Raw genomic sequence first — 14543 nt, forward strand, 5'->3', positions numbered from 1 at the left:
TTAAATACGAAATAATATAAATGTTTAACTTTAGCCAGTTGATAATCAGAAATCTTTTTTAAGTTTTATAGCAGATATGGCTAAAAAGCGCGATAGCAAAGGCAGGAGTATAGGTCAGATCGGCAACAGGTACCGCCTGGTAATTATGAATGACAACACCTATGAAGAGGTAACGTCTTTCAAATTATCGCGTATGAGTGTGTACGTAGCGTTGAGCACTCTTTTTGTGTTACTGGTAACAATTACTGTGGCAACAGTGGTATTTACGCCGTTACGATATTATATTCCGGGGTATGGTGACCTGAAGCAACGGCGGGAGTTTATCCGGCTGAAGATGCGGACGGATTCGCTGGAGACCGCTATTAATGCACGTGATCAGTATTTAAATAATATCAAACAGGTGATAAACGGAGAATTTTCGACAAGCAAATTAGATACAACGACTATTCCAATACCTAAAGTAGATAACAGTACTTATTAATTAACGATTCAATAAAAGGGACAATTTACCGTTATGGGGGATGTGGACAACTTCTGGAAAGAAGTGATAGCCAATCTTTAATAATATGTAAACTATTAATACTATCTTGTAAACACTAACGCTGAAAAACCTTAATCCTATGTTTAGCAACAACAACCGCAATGCCAGAAATGAAAGCAAATCAGTAATGCCTACTTCCAATGTAAACATCATTGGCAGTGGTACATCTATTCAGGGGGACATTGTATGCGAAGGGGACATTCGCATTGACGGACAAGTAAATGGCCTGGTATCTACAAAAGCAAAGATCGTAGTAGGACCAGAAGGAGAAATCACCGGCGACCTGGTATGCAACAGTGCAGATATCCTGGGCAAAGTGACCGGTATCATTAAAGTGGAGGATTTGCTTTTCCTGAAGGCAAGTGCGCTTGTAAAAGGGGACGTATACACCGCTCATTTTGAGATGGAACCATCTGCAAAATTCAATGGCCGTTGTTATATGGAGCCTGAAGATGTAGCATCTGCTCCAGACAGTCAGAAAGAAAAAAATGGAAGATCCACAATCACAGCACAAGCAACAGAAGAAGCCTAATCAGCTCTTACGCTATGCAGGCCTGGCTTTTCAGATGATGGCCGCATTAGGATTGGGTGTATTTGCCGGTTATAAACTTGACAAGTTAACAGGTTGGAAATTTCCTGTTTTCATGATCATTTTTTCTTTACTGGCATTAACCCTAATTTTGTGGCAAATCATCAAAGACACCCGCAGGAATGACTGACAGGTTTTATATCAGGCTAATTGGCCTTTTTATCATAATTAACGGTACTCTTATTTTTCTGAAAGTCCGGTTGCTGGAAACGGGAGCTCATCATAATGTGCTGCTTATTGGCAACCTGGCTTTGGCCCTTATCTCTGGTTTATCATATTATATGAACCGGAAGGGGTTACAATCTTCCAATAATAACGCCTTTGTGCGAATGGTATATGCTTCTACGCTCAGCAAACTGATGTTGTGCCTGGTAGGTATCGCTGTGTATGTAATCATCAACAGGGCGGATACAAGCAGGGTTACCATTTTTATACTGATGTTTTTATATGTGGCTTATACGGTAGTAGAAACGTTAAGCCTTCAACGGGTGACAAAGAAAAAAAGTTGAACTGGTTGTGAAGCAGGAGGCCCCTTTACATGCATTGTCCGGATACCTGCCAGATGGAACCTTTGAGCAGGTGATGGCTTACCTTACAGAATATAAAGTACATCTTACCGTTACACGTGAGCGGCAGAGTATACTGGGAGATTATCGCCATCCGGACAGGAAAGGCGGGCATCGTATCAGTATTAACGGCAACCTTAACAGGTATGCTTTCCTTATTACTCTTCTGCACGAGATTTCCCATCTCACTACCTATATGCATTTCGGCAATACGGTGGCTTCTCATGGGAAGGAGTGGAAATTACAGTTCTCAGGTATCCTTAAACAGTTTGTAGGCAAAGGCTTTTTACCGCATGATGTGGAAGCTGCCGTAAGGCAGAGTATTCAGAACCCTGCGGCGAGTTCCTGTGCGGATGATGACCTGATGCGGGTATTGAAAAGGTATGACCTGCAAAAGGAGAATCATTACCTGGTGGAGCAGTTACCTTTGCATCAGCTTTTCCGGACCAGGGACGGAAGGGTTTTCAGGAAAGGAGAAAAGATCCGTAAGCGGTACCGGTGTGAGGAAGTAGCGACGAAGAGGGTTTATCTGTTCAGTCCTGTATATGAGGTGGAAGTAGTAGCTGCGTAGGTGATTAAAAAGGCCACCTGCTATGAGCAGGTAGCCCTCTGATTAGTTTTTAGGCATTCGTGGCCGGACGGCCTATCACCATTCTTTCTTCATAAGCCCTTTCCATTTTCTCGATACGTTCCCTTTTATAGATTTTAAAGCTATGTTCATGTACATCCAGCAGGTCATCGTATGGCCCGCGCGGAGAGATGAGCTTTACAAATACAGGCGCTGTTTCTATTGTGATGAACAGCAGGGTGATGAACCAGTTAGCCCATTTTACGGAGTCGCTCCGGTCTGTAAGATGCCCTAAGGCGTCGATACGTGAGGCCAGGCCGTCTATATGGCTGCGGTCCATCTGCCGGATGGTGCTTTTGAAGGTAGAGTCTATGGCGTGCAGTTCCTGTTGTTTTTGTCTGATGAGCGTACCATTCTGATTGCTGATGGTGAGCAGCAGGGCAGCGGCGCTGTCAGCATCTGCTTTTTTAACCTTGTAGATAGGCCCCAGGTTTTGTTTACGGGAGCCCCCCGTACCATCTGCTTCCTGTTGGGCGATACGCAGCAGGGTATCCCTTTTAATGGCTTGTTGCTGGATACCATTGTTTAGCAGGGCGATATCAGCGTTTAGCTCGTTGATGCGTTGCTGATAACGTTCTTTAGCCTTGTCTTCCTGGGTTTTGAACACCTGTTGTTCCATGATGATCAGTTCCTGCTGAATTTCTTTGTTGAATACCTGTAGTTCTAATGGTTTGGAAATGACGATGGCGATTAATACCGCCAGGACTATACGTGGCATGGCCAGTGCTAATTCTTTCCCGAAACCGTCCCGTTTTTTCATGCCGGAAACGATGTAGCGGTCTAAGTTGAAGATCATGAGTCCCCAGACGGTAGCGAATAAGACAGCGGCCCATATCTGCCCGAATACGGTCCATAGTGCATAGCCGCCGGAGAGGGCGGCCAGTAATCCTGTAAAAAAGATAGTGGCGCCAATACCGCCGTATTTATTGGTTTCCGATGGTGCGCGCCGAAGCATAGGAATATGAGCCCCCGAACAAAAAAGGAAGAAATCGCGAATGCGCTTCATTTTCAGCATACATTTTAAAATAATAAAAAAAGTAGTCCCCGCGGGCCGCAGGTGCATAATAAGGATGGATTATGAAGGTAGGTTTTTCCCCTGAGAAAAACGGGAAAAGTGACCGAAGGGCTGAAAAAAGTGACAGATAAATTCAGGTTGATTTATTCTGATCAAAGAGCAATTTTTTTGTGACGGTGCTTCGCACCACCACAAAAAAATGAAGGGGTTTTGCAGGGCGAAGCCCTGCACCCAAAATAAAAAGCCCCGGACCATGGTCCGGGGCGCTATATCTATCTGTAAAAATCTAATTAACTGCTTTGTTTACCAGTGCAGCAGCTTCGCTGAGGAGGATGGCAGACTGTACTTTCAGGCCGCTTTCAGCGATCAGTTGCTGTGCTTCTTCTGCGTTGGTACCCTGCAGACGAACGATGATAGGAACGTTAATGTTTCCGATGGAGTTGTAAGCATCGATTACACCCTGTGCAACACGGTCGCAACGAACGATACCACCAAAGATATTGATGAGGATAGCCTTCACCTTAGGATCTTTCAGGATGATACGGAAACCTGCTTCCACTGTCTGTGCGTTTGCGCTACCTCCTACGTCCAGGAAATTAGCCGGTTCACCGCCGCTCAGTTTAATCATGTCCATGGTAGCCATAGCCAGACCAGCGCCGTTTACCATACAACCTACGTTACCGTCCAGTTTTACGAAGTTCAGGTTGTGTTTACCTGCTTCTACTTCGGTAGGGTCTTCTTCAGAAGTATCACGCAGCGCTTCCAGTTCCGGATGACGCATCAGGGAGTTATCGTCCAGGCTCAGTTTACAGTCAACCGCAATGATCTTTTCATCGCTGGTTTTGAATAATGGATTGATTTCCAGCATACCTGCATCTAATCCTACGTAAGCATTGTACACGTTGGTTACGAACCTCACCATGTTTTTGAATGCTTCACCACTTAAACCGAAGTTAAAAGCGATCTTCCTTGCCTGGAATGGCTGAAGGGTAGTGTTAGGCTGTACCCACTCCTTAAAGATCTTCTCTGGTGTGTTGTGTGCAACTTCCTCGATGTCCATACCACCTTCGGTAGAGTACATGATAACGTTCTCACCTTTTGCACGGTCCAGCAGGATGGACAGGTATAATTCTTTTACGGGATGAGCTCCAGGGTAGTATACATCCTGTGCTACCAGTACCTTGTTTACCAGTTTACCGGCTTCTCCGGTCTGGATAGTAACCAGGACACCGCCCAGGATATTTCCGGCAATTCTTTTAACATCTTCAGCATTCTTACCAACAGCGACACCTCTCTGATCTTTTCCACGAATGGTACCTTTTCCACGTCCGCCCGCATGTATCTGCGCTTTTACCACTGCATATTCATTACCATATTGCACTTTCAATTGCTTGTAAGCTTCTGCCGCCGCTTCCGGAGTTTCTACCGGAATCCCTTCCTGTACCGGTACGTTATATTTCTTCAACAGTTCTTTAGCCTGGTATTCATGTAAGTTCATCTGATAAAAATTTGCGCTAAAATAGGTCATTATGATTTAAATATAAAACAGCAGTGTTTTGTGAATTAAAAATAACTTTGCGCAACCTGACTAAAGGACATAATAATGAGTGATCTGTTACAACAAATAGCTGCTGCTGCGGACCATATTAAGAAATTGTGGTCTGAAACGCCACAAGTTGGTATTATACTGGGCAGCGGATTAGGAAATCTGGCCAGTGAGATTAAAGACAGTATAGAGATCCCTTATGAGGAGATCCCGCATTTCCCGGTTGCTTCTGTAGAAGGGCATAAAGGAAGACTGATACTGGGGAAAATGAATGGCCGCCCCGTGGTAGCCATGGCAGGCAGATTCCATTATTATGAAGGGTATTCCATGCTACAGGTGACTTTTCCTGTGCGGGTGATGAAAGCGTTGGGCGTGCATACTTTGCTGTTATCCAATGCGGCGGGCGGCATGAATGCCGCTTTCCAGGTGGGTGACCTGATGATTATCCGGGACCATATTAACCTGCAACCGGAACATCCTTTAAGGGGCGCTAATATTGCGGAACTGGGCCCCCGGTTCCCGGATATGAGTGAGCCTTATTCCAAAGCACTGATCGTCAAAGCCAAAGGAATTGCGGCCGCCAACAATATTAAAGTACATACGGGCGTCTATGTGGGCGTACAGGGTCCAACCTTTGAGACCCGTTCGGAGTATAAGTATATGCATACGATAGGTGGGGATGCTGTGGGAATGAGTACCGTGCCGGAAGTAATTGTGGGCATACACAGTGGTTTACAGGTATTTGCGATGAGCGTGATCACAGACATTGGTATAAGAGACGAGGAGAATGTTATCACCCATGAAGAGGTGCTGGAGGCAGCAAACGCTGCTGAACCGAAATTAACCCTTATTTTCAGGGAATTGATTAGTGTTTTATAATAAGAAGAAAAGAAGCAGGAAATATATCAAAGGATGAGGTCATTTATTTTAATATGTTGTTTGTTGTTTGGTGTTCAACAGCTACATGCGCAGATCAGCAACCGCCTGAACAGTTTTGGCAGTGGCGGAGGTGGGTCCTCCAAGATGACCAGGGATACTGCCAAGCACACGCATGATGTGGACACGATCACCATTACTTACCGCCATCTGGGAGAGCCTACTGATTTCAGGTTAGATTCTTCCATCGCGGATTTTAATGGTAGTTTCCTGCGGTTGCCTGCTAACTATGTTTTCCTGGGTAATAACGGGTCTCCTGCGCGCAGTATTACTTTTGCACCAAGGATGCAGTCGGGTTTCGATGCTGGTTTTCACAGCTTTGATGCCTATGGGTTCTCCCATGAAAATGCACGGATTTACAATTCCAACCGTCCGTATACAGAAATGCTGTACATGGTAGGCAGCCAGAAGGAACAACAGCTGGGCGTGATGCATACGCAGAACCGTACCGACCGTTTTAACTTCGGATTTGAGTATCAGAAGATCTATGCTCCGGGATATTTCCGTGCGCAGACGGCGGCTCATGATATCTACAGGCTGACGTCCCGGTTTATCAGTAAGAACCAGCGCTATAATGCTACTTTAAGTTATTTCTATAATAAAGATCAGAACGGGGAGAATGGTGGTATCAAGCGGGAGGAAGACCTTACGAATTCCCGGTACAAGCAGCGTCAGACGCTGGACGTGAACCTGGGAAACAGTGCTACTACTACCTCCAGTCTTTTCAGTACTACCATCCCGGTGAAAACGGCTTATGGCAGGTCGGGTTTTTTGCTGATGCAGTCGTACGACTGGGGCAAAGGGGATACCATTCATGTGAATGATACTACAGACTATTACAAGTTTGATCCGCTGTTCCGGGTGCAGTATACGTTTAAATATTCCAATGACGACTACCGGTTCACGGACGGTCAGCCGGATACTACTTTCTATACAAAACATTATGGCTGGGCTTTTAACGGAGATACGGTGGCCGCCCGTCATAACTGGCGTACATTATCCAATGATTTCTCCCTGATCCAGTTCCCGATAAGGGGTAATCTGGCGCATTTTATTAATGTGGGTGCACGATATGATAATATCAGCGGTACATTCCTGGATTCTAAGATCAGTTTTAACAATCTTGCCCTGCATGGGGAATACCGGAATAAGACCCGTAATAAGCTATGGGACTTCTCTGCCAAAGGAGAGTTTTATGTAGCAGGGCAGAATATAGGGGATTACAATGTGAGCGGAATGCTGAGCCGTTACCTGAATGAAACGCTGGGTAACATTCATTTGTCTTTCAGTAATGTGAACCGTGAGGCATCGTATGTATACAAGTATTTCAGCAGTACGTATGACTCCTGGTACAACAGTACTTTAGGGAAAGAAAATATCACCCAGTTACAGTTTGCGGCGGACAACAGAAAGTTGAAATATAATTTCGCGGTGAACTATTTCATTATAGGCAATTATACCTACTTCAAGGATTATTACCAGAGTGCGCAGGCGCCTGCTGTATTTAACCTGTTGCAGGTGATTGTGAGCAAACATTTCCGGGCCGGGCATTATAACTGGTACGCGGATTTTGCTTTCCAGCAGGTACACGGGGATGGCCGTATTAATATCCCTACTTTGTGGACCAGGCACAGGCTTGCTTATGAAAACAGGCTGTTTAATAATCTGAATTTAATGATCGGTATTGAAGCTAAATACAATACGAGTTATTATGCGGATGATTACTCTCCGGTAACAGGTCAGTTTGTGTATCAGACTACCCAAAAAGTACAGTATTATTTCCCGGACCTGGCAGCTTATGTGCATTTCAGAATTAAATCTTTTTCTGCTTTTATAAGAGGAGAAAACCTGAATACTTTCTTCTCGAAAAACAACTTTGCAGCACCACTCTACCCTTACAACAATTTCTCTTTCAGACTGGGTATCCGTTGGTGGTTCATCAATTAATTTTTGCCTTGTAACTGCTGTCCTTTGGCGTGGCATTTGTTTAAGTTTGGTATAAAGCATAAACATTATGAAGGCCTTCACAGTATTGTATAACGCAAACAGATATGATGTAAGACCACTAAGCGGTCATTCTCAGAGATTTAAGGTAGATGTTGATGGAACGGCGGTGTATTTTGAGCATGATACCGATGGTCATGTACGTGCCGAAATGACGAATGGAGTAAGTACATCTTTATTGATGGCATTGGCGGATAAAATTGAAGAGACCGAAAGAAGTTAGTTTTGAAAGGATACAATGTTGTAAATTTGCATCCTGTAACAAATGAAGAAATTTACCACTATAATAATCGCCTTATTATATACTGCTATGACCAGCGGGTTCACCCTGCATGCGCATTACTGTATGGGCAAGCTGGCAGAGGTAAATTTCAAAGCGTCTTCTGATGTTTGCGGCAAATGCGGTAAGACTGGCAAATGCTGTCATGATGAGTACAGGTTCTGCAAGGTAACTGTGCAGCATGAAACCGTTAATGTACAGCAAACCATTGTCCCTGCGTCCAAAGATCTTAGCTTACCGGTGATCATTTTACCGGTTCCTGCTGTTAATATTTCTACTCCATTTACCATTTATCGTGATCATGCTCCGCCTTCCGGAGATCATCCCCTTTATATTCAATATTGCACTTATCTGATCTGATTTGAATTACATCTCTTGTAATCAATCTTTTACATTTATTTAATTCATCAGATCATGAAGAAATTATCTGTTATTATATTACTGGCCACCGGCCTGCATTTCTCTGCATTTTCCCAGATTAAAAAAGCATCTCTTCAGGCAGCAGGATTAACCTGTGCCATGTGTTCCAGGGCCACGCTGGAAGCGTTGAAGACACTTCCTTTTGTAGACAAGATCGATACGGATCTCAACAGCACTACTTTTCTCCTTTCCTTTAAACCAGGTGTACCTGTTGATATCGACCAGATAAAACAGAAGGTGGATGATGCCGGGTTCTCTGTCGCCAAACTGGTGCTTACCGCCAATTTTGATAAGGTGTCCGTGCAAAATGACACGCATATAAATTATGCCGGCAGCACGTTTCATTTTATCAATGCCCGGAACCAGGTTTTGTCTGGTGATAGAGATATTACTGTGATAGACAAGGACTTCGTATCTGCGAAGCAGTTTAAGAAGTTCAGTACGCAAACGGCTATGCCCTGTTATCAGACAGGTGTAATGGCGAATTGCTGTAAGATGGAAGCGAATGCAACTTCTCACCGGATCTATCACGTAACTATCTGATCATAATGAAAAGAATTATATTGTTTATACCGCTGCTGCTGTCTTTGTACGCAGGAGCGCAGGAATTATATGTATCTACAGAGCCGGCAAGTAATATGCCGGCTAATTCCCTGGGCATCAGGATGAGCAGCCGGTTTTTTAAGATGGAACATGAAGGGATTACCGGAACGCGTTTTGAGCCGGAACTGATGTGGGGTGTTTCTAAAAAACTGATGGTACATGTGGCTGCATATGCTTCTAATCAGATGCAGCCATCCATAGAGCCGGAAGGTGGGAGTATTTATGCGAAATACAGATTTTTCTCAAAAGATGACTTGCATTCACATTTTCGTATGGCCGCTTATGTGAAGGGAGCGTTAATTAACAATCCCTATTACCCCGAAAGTTATCATAATGCAGATATGGACCTGGATGGAGGAACGTCCGGAATAACTACCGGTGTGATAGCCACACAGTTAATTCATAAACTGGCTGTTTCCGGTTCACTGGGTTACAACAGGTACATGAACAACACGAAGGACAAGCTGCCGGATAATATGTCTGCAAATGCAGTAAATTACAGTCTGTCTGCAGGGTATTTATTATTGCCACGTACTTACCGCAGTTTTGAGCAAACGAATCTGAATCTGTATGTGGAATTGCTGGGAAAATCGAATACGGATGCTGTGAGCCGTAATCATTACGTGGATATCGCTCCGGCCATTCAGTTCATTTTCAATAGTGCTACGCGTCTGGACCTGTCTTACAGGACGCAGTTGTTTGGGAATATGCAGAGGAATGTGTTCAATACTTTTATGGTAAGGTTTGAGCATAATATTTTTAATGTTGTAAAGAAGAAGAGATGAAAAAGGTAGTCGTGACCGTATTAAAGTTTATTCAGTCACTTTTTGTTAAGAAGAACTGCTGCAAGTGAAGGCGAAATCCTTATCTTTAAGGAATTGTTTTGTATCGCCAATGAAGTATAATTATAAAAGGGGCAATCTGCTATATATAGCGGTTTTATTTGTATTGTTCGCTTGTCACAGAAAAAAAGTACTCCGGGAAAGAGAGGTAGTGAAGAATGTAGCAGAATTACAGGAAGTTATACCGGAAAATATTGCAGAGCGCTTAAATTACATCGCTGATAATGATAGTAAGATGGAAGATAAGATTCCGGTATTACGTTTATCAGCTTTGCAATATTTTTATGAGCAAACCGGTAATGCCCCCGGATGGTCGTCCCGGGGAATATTGACCCCTTCGGCAGATACCCTGTTCAACTTCATTCTGAATGCGGAACAGGAAGGACTGCAACCTGCCGATTATCATTTCCTTGCATTGAATGCAGCTTTCCAGCTTTTCAGAACCGATGAAACGGCGAAAAAAGATGCTGCTTTGCTGGCACAGCTGGATATAATGATGACGGATGCTTTTATGAAGATGGCTTCCGATCTGCACTATGGAATAGCCCCGCGCGACAGTATTACTTTCAGGAAAGACTCCGTGTTCACAGATACTTTGCTGACCAGTCTGTTACGGACTTCCTTGCAGGAAAACAATGTAGGGAAGGTGTTACATCAGCTGGAACCACAACATCCCGGGTATGTACAGCTTAAAATAGCCATGCGGGCATTTGAAAGAAAGTACGCACCCCTGAGATGGGATACATTACCTACCAGCTATACAGATACGATTGCTTTCAGACAGCTGTTAATCAACCGTCTTGTACAAACGCATCACCTGGATACTTCCGGAGGACATGCCACCGATACTTCGTTACTGAAGAAAGGCATCCTTGCTTTTCAGAAGGAGTTTAATATGTATGAGGATGGTCTTGCCGGTAAGAAAACGGTGCAGACGCTGAATCGTCCGTTTCGCGACTGGATGATACAGGGAGCGGTGAATATGGACCGCTGGCGTAAGCTGCCGGATACCCTGCCGCCACGGTTTATCCTGGTGAATGTACCTGGGTACAGGATGGAGTTGTGGGATAGCGGAAGGGTGGTGTTGGAATCCCGCGTGATCGTGGGTGCGCCGCGTACACGTACGCCATTGCTGAACTCCCGTATGACGAACTTTGTGATGTTCCCCTTCTGGAGAGTACCGTTCAGTATTACTATCAAGGAGATGCTGCCGGCTATCAAGAAAGACCCCGGATATCTGACCAGGAAGAACCTGGAAGTGATAGACAGGGATGGGAATGCGGTGAACCCGGATAGTGTTAACTGGAACAGGATGAGTAAGAATTACTTTCCTTATGTGTTAAGGCAGATGGATGGGATGGAGAATTCCCTGGGGATCATGAAGTTTAACTTCTTTAATAAGTATAGCGTATACCTGCATGATACGAATAACCACGGGTTGTTCCGGAATACTTACAGGGCAATGAGCCATGGTTGTGTGAGACTGCAGCAGTGGGATAGTTTGGCAATGTACCTTATAAAGAATGATACAAGACATCCGAGGGATAGCGTTCGTGCGTGGCTGAGCAGGGGAGAGAAGAGGATGGTGGATATACAGCGTCCGGTACCTATCTTTTTAAGGTATTTTACAGCAGAGGGGAAGGACGGACAGATCGTGTTTCATGAAGATATTTACGGAGAGGATAAGGTGATGAGGAAGTTAATGAGATTATAATAAAAATGTCCCGGAAGTCCGGGACATTTTTGTTCATATCAGTATTGCAATCGTGGTCTTATTTGTTCAGCTTTACCTTTAAAGCCTTGTCCAGTTCTGTGAGGAACTCTTCAGTGTAAAGGTAATGTTTTCCATGTTCAACTTTGTTGCCATGTATACATACAGCCAGATCTTTTGTCATTTTGCCGCTTTCAACGACTTCGATGCACACTTGTTCCAGGGCCTGGCAGAAATCGATCAGCTCCTGGTTGTTATCCAGACGGCCACGGAATTCCAGTCCACGGGTCCATGCGAAGATAGACGCGATAGGGTTGGTAGAGGTTGGTTTACCAGCCTGGTGATCGCGGTAGTGACGGGTAACAGTACCGTGAGCAGCTTCTGCTTCCATGGTTTTACCATCTGGTGTAACCAGGGTGGAAGTCATGAGACCCAGAGAACCGAAGCCCTGTGCTACTGTATCTGACTGTACATCGCCATCGTAGTTCTTACAGGCCCATACGAAGTTACCGTGCCATTTCAGTGCGCTGGCCACCATGTCATCGATCAGGCGATGTTCGTAGGTAAGACCGTTCTTCTGGAATTCAGCTTTGAATTCTTTCTGGTAGATGTCTTCGAAGATATCTTTGAAACGGCCATCGTATTTCTTGAGGATGGTGTTTTTGGTGCTGAGGTATAAAGGCCATTTTTTCAGCAGGGCCTGGTTAAAGCAGGCGCGTGCAAAACCGATGATAGATTCATCTGTATTGTACATAGCTAAAGCAACGCCATCACCTTTGAAGTTGTATACTTCATGTTCTATCACTTCTCCGTTCTCTCCTTCGAATTTGATAGTGAGTTTACCTTTACCTTTTGTAACGAAGTCGGTAGCACGGTACTGGTCGCCAAATGCGTGACGGCCGATACAGATAGGGGCAGTCCAGTTAGGCACCAGGCGTGGTACGTTGCTCATTACGATAGGTTCGCGGAACACGGTACCGTCGAGGATGTTACGGATAGTACCGTTTGGTGACTTCCACATCTGTTTCAGGTTGAATTCCTTTACGCGGTCTTCATCGGGAGTGATAGTTGCGCATTTGATACCAACGCCTACTTCTCTGATAGCGTTAGCGGCGTCTATTGTAACCTGGTCATTGGTAGCATCGCGGTGTTCCATGCCCAGGTCATAGTATTTGATATCCACTTCCAGGTAGGGAAGTATCAGTTTATCCTTAATGAATTTCCAGATGATCCTTGTCATCTCATCTCCGTCCAGTTCTACAACCGGTTTAGCGACTTTAATTTTTGCAGCCATTTTCAGGTTTGAGTTTTAATAAGTTACAAATGCTTGCTTGTAAACGTGAAATATACAAAATGGGTCACAATTTACAATATAAGACACAAAAAGCTGAATGCAGTTTTTAACATGCATTCAGCTTTTTGGTGTAGAATAGTTTAGAGGTGTTTGATCACTTCATCTGCAAACTCGCTGGTTTTAACCAGGGTAGCGTCGTCCATGAGCTTGTAGAAGTCGATGGTAACGCGTTTACGTGCGATGGCGGTACTGAGGCCGTGTACGATGATGTCTGCGGCTTCTTTCCAGCCCATGTATTCCAGCATCATTACACCACTGAGGATAACGGAGCTGGGGTTCATGGTATCTGTATTGGCGAAGCGCGGAGCAGTACCGTGTGTAGCTTCAAATACAGCATAACCTGTAGAGTAGTTGACATTGGCGCCGGGAGCGATACCGATACCACCTACGGCAGCAGCGAGTGCATCGGAGATGTAGTCACCGTTCAGGTTAAGGGTAGCCACTACGGAGTAGTCCTGTGGCGCCAGGAGGATCTGTTGCAGGAAGTTATCCGCAATGACATCCTTTATGATGAGTTTTTTGTGAGCGATGGCCACGTTCATTTCTTTGTTGGCTTCGTCTTCACCTTTTGCTTTTTTGGTAGCTTCCCACTGTTCCCAGGTGTATACCTGTTCACCGTATTCACGCAGCGCCAGTTCGTAACCCCATGTTTTAAATCCACCTTCGGTGAACTTCATGATATTACCCTTATGAACGAGTGTAACGGAAGGCAGTTGCTTTTCCAGTGCGTACTTGATAGCAGCACGGATAAGTCTTTCAGAACCTTCTTTGGATACTGGTTTGATACCCAGGGAAGAGGTTTCCGGGAAGCGGATCTTGGTTACGCCCATTTCATTTTGCAGGAAATTGAGCAGTTTGGTAGCCTCGGGGGTACCATACATATATTCGATACCGGCATAGATATCTTCTGTGTTTTCACGGAAGATGACCATGTCTACCTTTTCCGGGTGTTTCACCGGGGAAGGTACTTTGTTGAACCAGCGTACGGGGCGGATACAGGCGTAGAGGTCCAGTTCCTGGCGCATAGCCACGTTCAGTGAGCGGATACCGCCACCAACCGGGGTAGACAGCGGACCTTTGATAGATACCAGGTATTCCTTAAAGGCATCCAGGGTATCTTTAGGCAGCCATTCACCGGTTTGCTGGAAGGCTTTTTCGCCAGCAAGCACTTCTTTCCATTCTATCTTTCTTTTACCACCATAGGCTTTTTCCACAGCGGCGTCAAATACACGCACACTGGCCCGCCAGATATCAGGTCCTATGCCATCGCCTTCTATAAAAGGAATAATAGGATGGTTTGGCACCTGTAACTGGCCATTGGTCATTGATATTTTTTCTGCCGGCATAAAAAACAGTTTCGTTACGTATTTCGTAATTAATTATAGTATAATCGAGCGCAAAGGTACGTATTATTAGTCCAAGTGGGTAGTTGTTGCGCGGCAAAAACTTTTTCCTATGTTCAGATTAATCTTAATTTGCTCAATATTCTTTGGTTGCAAAAATAAAGA

At 44.7% G+C, this 14543-nt stretch carries 16 protein-coding genes; 12 read left to right on the forward strand and 4 right to left on the reverse strand.

The window, feature by feature from the left end; all coding sequences use genetic code 11:
• Positions 1–76: 76 nt before the first annotated feature.
• The 5 genes from GO495_RS03340 to GO495_RS03360 all read left to right on the forward strand — a co-directional run bounded on the left by GO495_RS03340 (position 77) and on the right by GO495_RS03360 (position 2267).
• Positions 77–481 carry a hypothetical protein gene (locus tag GO495_RS03340; protein ID WP_157298273.1) on the forward strand — a complete coding sequence of 135 codons (405 nt, stop codon included), beginning with the start codon at positions 77–79 and terminating at the stop codon, positions 479–481.
• Positions 482–620: 139 nt separating this feature from the next.
• Positions 621–1073: a bactofilin family protein gene (locus GO495_RS03345; protein WP_157298274.1), complete on the forward strand. Its 453-nt coding sequence runs from the start codon at positions 621–623 to the stop codon at positions 1071–1073.
• Complete coding sequence (locus GO495_RS32605; RefSeq protein WP_157298275.1) at positions 1030–1260, forward strand: AtpZ/AtpI family protein; 231 nt, start codon at positions 1030–1032, stop codon at positions 1258–1260. Before GO495_RS03345 ends, GO495_RS32605 begins: the two co-directional genes overlap by 44 nt.
• Complete coding sequence (locus GO495_RS03355) at positions 1253–1639, forward strand: hypothetical protein (RefSeq protein ID WP_157298276.1); 387 nt, start codon at positions 1253–1255, stop codon at positions 1637–1639. The genes GO495_RS32605 and GO495_RS03355 overlap by 8 nt, the downstream gene beginning before the upstream one ends.
• Before the next feature lie 7 nt (positions 1640–1646).
• On the forward strand, positions 1647–2267 hold the full coding sequence (locus tag GO495_RS03360) for a SprT-like domain-containing protein (RefSeq protein ID WP_338075350.1): 621 nt from the start codon (positions 1647–1649) through the stop codon (positions 2265–2267).
• Positions 2268–2316: 49 nt separating this feature from the next.
• Here the strand turns inward: GO495_RS03360 and GO495_RS03365 are convergent, their stop codons facing one another.
• Both GO495_RS03365 and sucC read right to left on the reverse strand, forming a co-directional pair.
• Positions 2317–3330: a DUF4407 domain-containing protein gene (locus GO495_RS03365; protein WP_157298277.1), complete on the reverse strand. Its 1014-nt coding sequence runs from the start codon at positions 3328–3330 to the stop codon at positions 2317–2319.
• Positions 3331–3625: 295 nt separating this feature from the next.
• A complete protein-coding gene (gene sucC / locus GO495_RS03370) occupies positions 3626–4837 on the reverse strand; it encodes an ADP-forming succinate--CoA ligase subunit beta (RefSeq protein ID WP_157298278.1) in 1212 nt (403 codons plus the stop codon).
• 105 nt (positions 4838–4942) lie between these two features.
• Between sucC and GO495_RS03375 the strand changes: the two genes are divergently transcribed.
• From GO495_RS03375 to GO495_RS03405, 7 genes are all read left to right on the forward strand, one after another.
• Positions 4943–5764: a purine-nucleoside phosphorylase gene (locus tag GO495_RS03375; RefSeq protein WP_157298279.1), complete on the forward strand. Its 822-nt coding sequence runs from the start codon at positions 4943–4945 to the stop codon at positions 5762–5764.
• 33 nt (positions 5765–5797) lie between these two features.
• Entirely contained in the window at positions 5798–7768 is a 1971-nt protein-coding gene (locus GO495_RS03380) for a putative porin (protein WP_157298280.1), read from the forward strand.
• A gap of 67 nt (positions 7769–7835) precedes the next feature.
• Entirely contained in the window at positions 7836–8048 is a 213-nt protein-coding gene (locus tag GO495_RS03385) for a hypothetical protein (protein ID WP_157298281.1), read from the forward strand.
• A 42-nt stretch (positions 8049–8090) separates the two neighbouring features.
• Positions 8091–8465 carry an HYC_CC_PP family protein gene (locus tag GO495_RS03390; RefSeq protein ID WP_157298282.1) on the forward strand — a complete coding sequence of 125 codons (375 nt, stop codon included), beginning with the start codon at positions 8091–8093 and terminating at the stop codon, positions 8463–8465.
• Between the two features lie 54 nt (positions 8466–8519).
• Positions 8520–9068: a heavy-metal-associated domain-containing protein gene (locus GO495_RS03395; RefSeq protein ID WP_157298283.1), complete on the forward strand. Its 549-nt coding sequence runs from the start codon at positions 8520–8522 to the stop codon at positions 9066–9068.
• A gap of 5 nt (positions 9069–9073) precedes the next feature.
• A complete protein-coding gene (locus GO495_RS03400; protein WP_157298284.1) occupies positions 9074–9913 on the forward strand; it encodes a transporter family protein in 840 nt (279 codons plus the stop codon).
• A 109-nt stretch (positions 9914–10022) separates the two neighbouring features.
• Positions 10023–11684 carry a L,D-transpeptidase family protein gene (locus tag GO495_RS03405; protein WP_157298285.1) on the forward strand — a complete coding sequence of 554 codons (1662 nt, stop codon included), beginning with the start codon at positions 10023–10025 and terminating at the stop codon, positions 11682–11684.
• A gap of 58 nt (positions 11685–11742) precedes the next feature.
• On the opposite strand, the gene GO495_RS03410 is transcribed toward GO495_RS03405, so the two are convergent.
• On the reverse strand, positions 11743–12975 hold the full coding sequence (locus GO495_RS03410) for an NADP-dependent isocitrate dehydrogenase (protein ID WP_157298286.1): 1233 nt from the start codon (positions 12973–12975) through the stop codon (positions 11743–11745).
• Positions 12976–13115: 140 nt separating this feature from the next.
• Positions 13116–14381, reverse strand: a complete 1266-nt coding sequence (gene icd, locus GO495_RS03415; RefSeq protein ID WP_157298287.1) for an NADP-dependent isocitrate dehydrogenase — start codon at positions 14379–14381, stop codon at positions 13116–13118.
• Positions 14382–14543: the final 162 nt, after the last annotated feature.

Origin of the sequence: Chitinophaga oryziterrae (genome assembly GCF_009758125.1) — a bacterium.
GTDB lineage: Bacteria > Bacteroidota > Bacteroidia > Chitinophagales > Chitinophagaceae > Chitinophaga > Chitinophaga oryziterrae.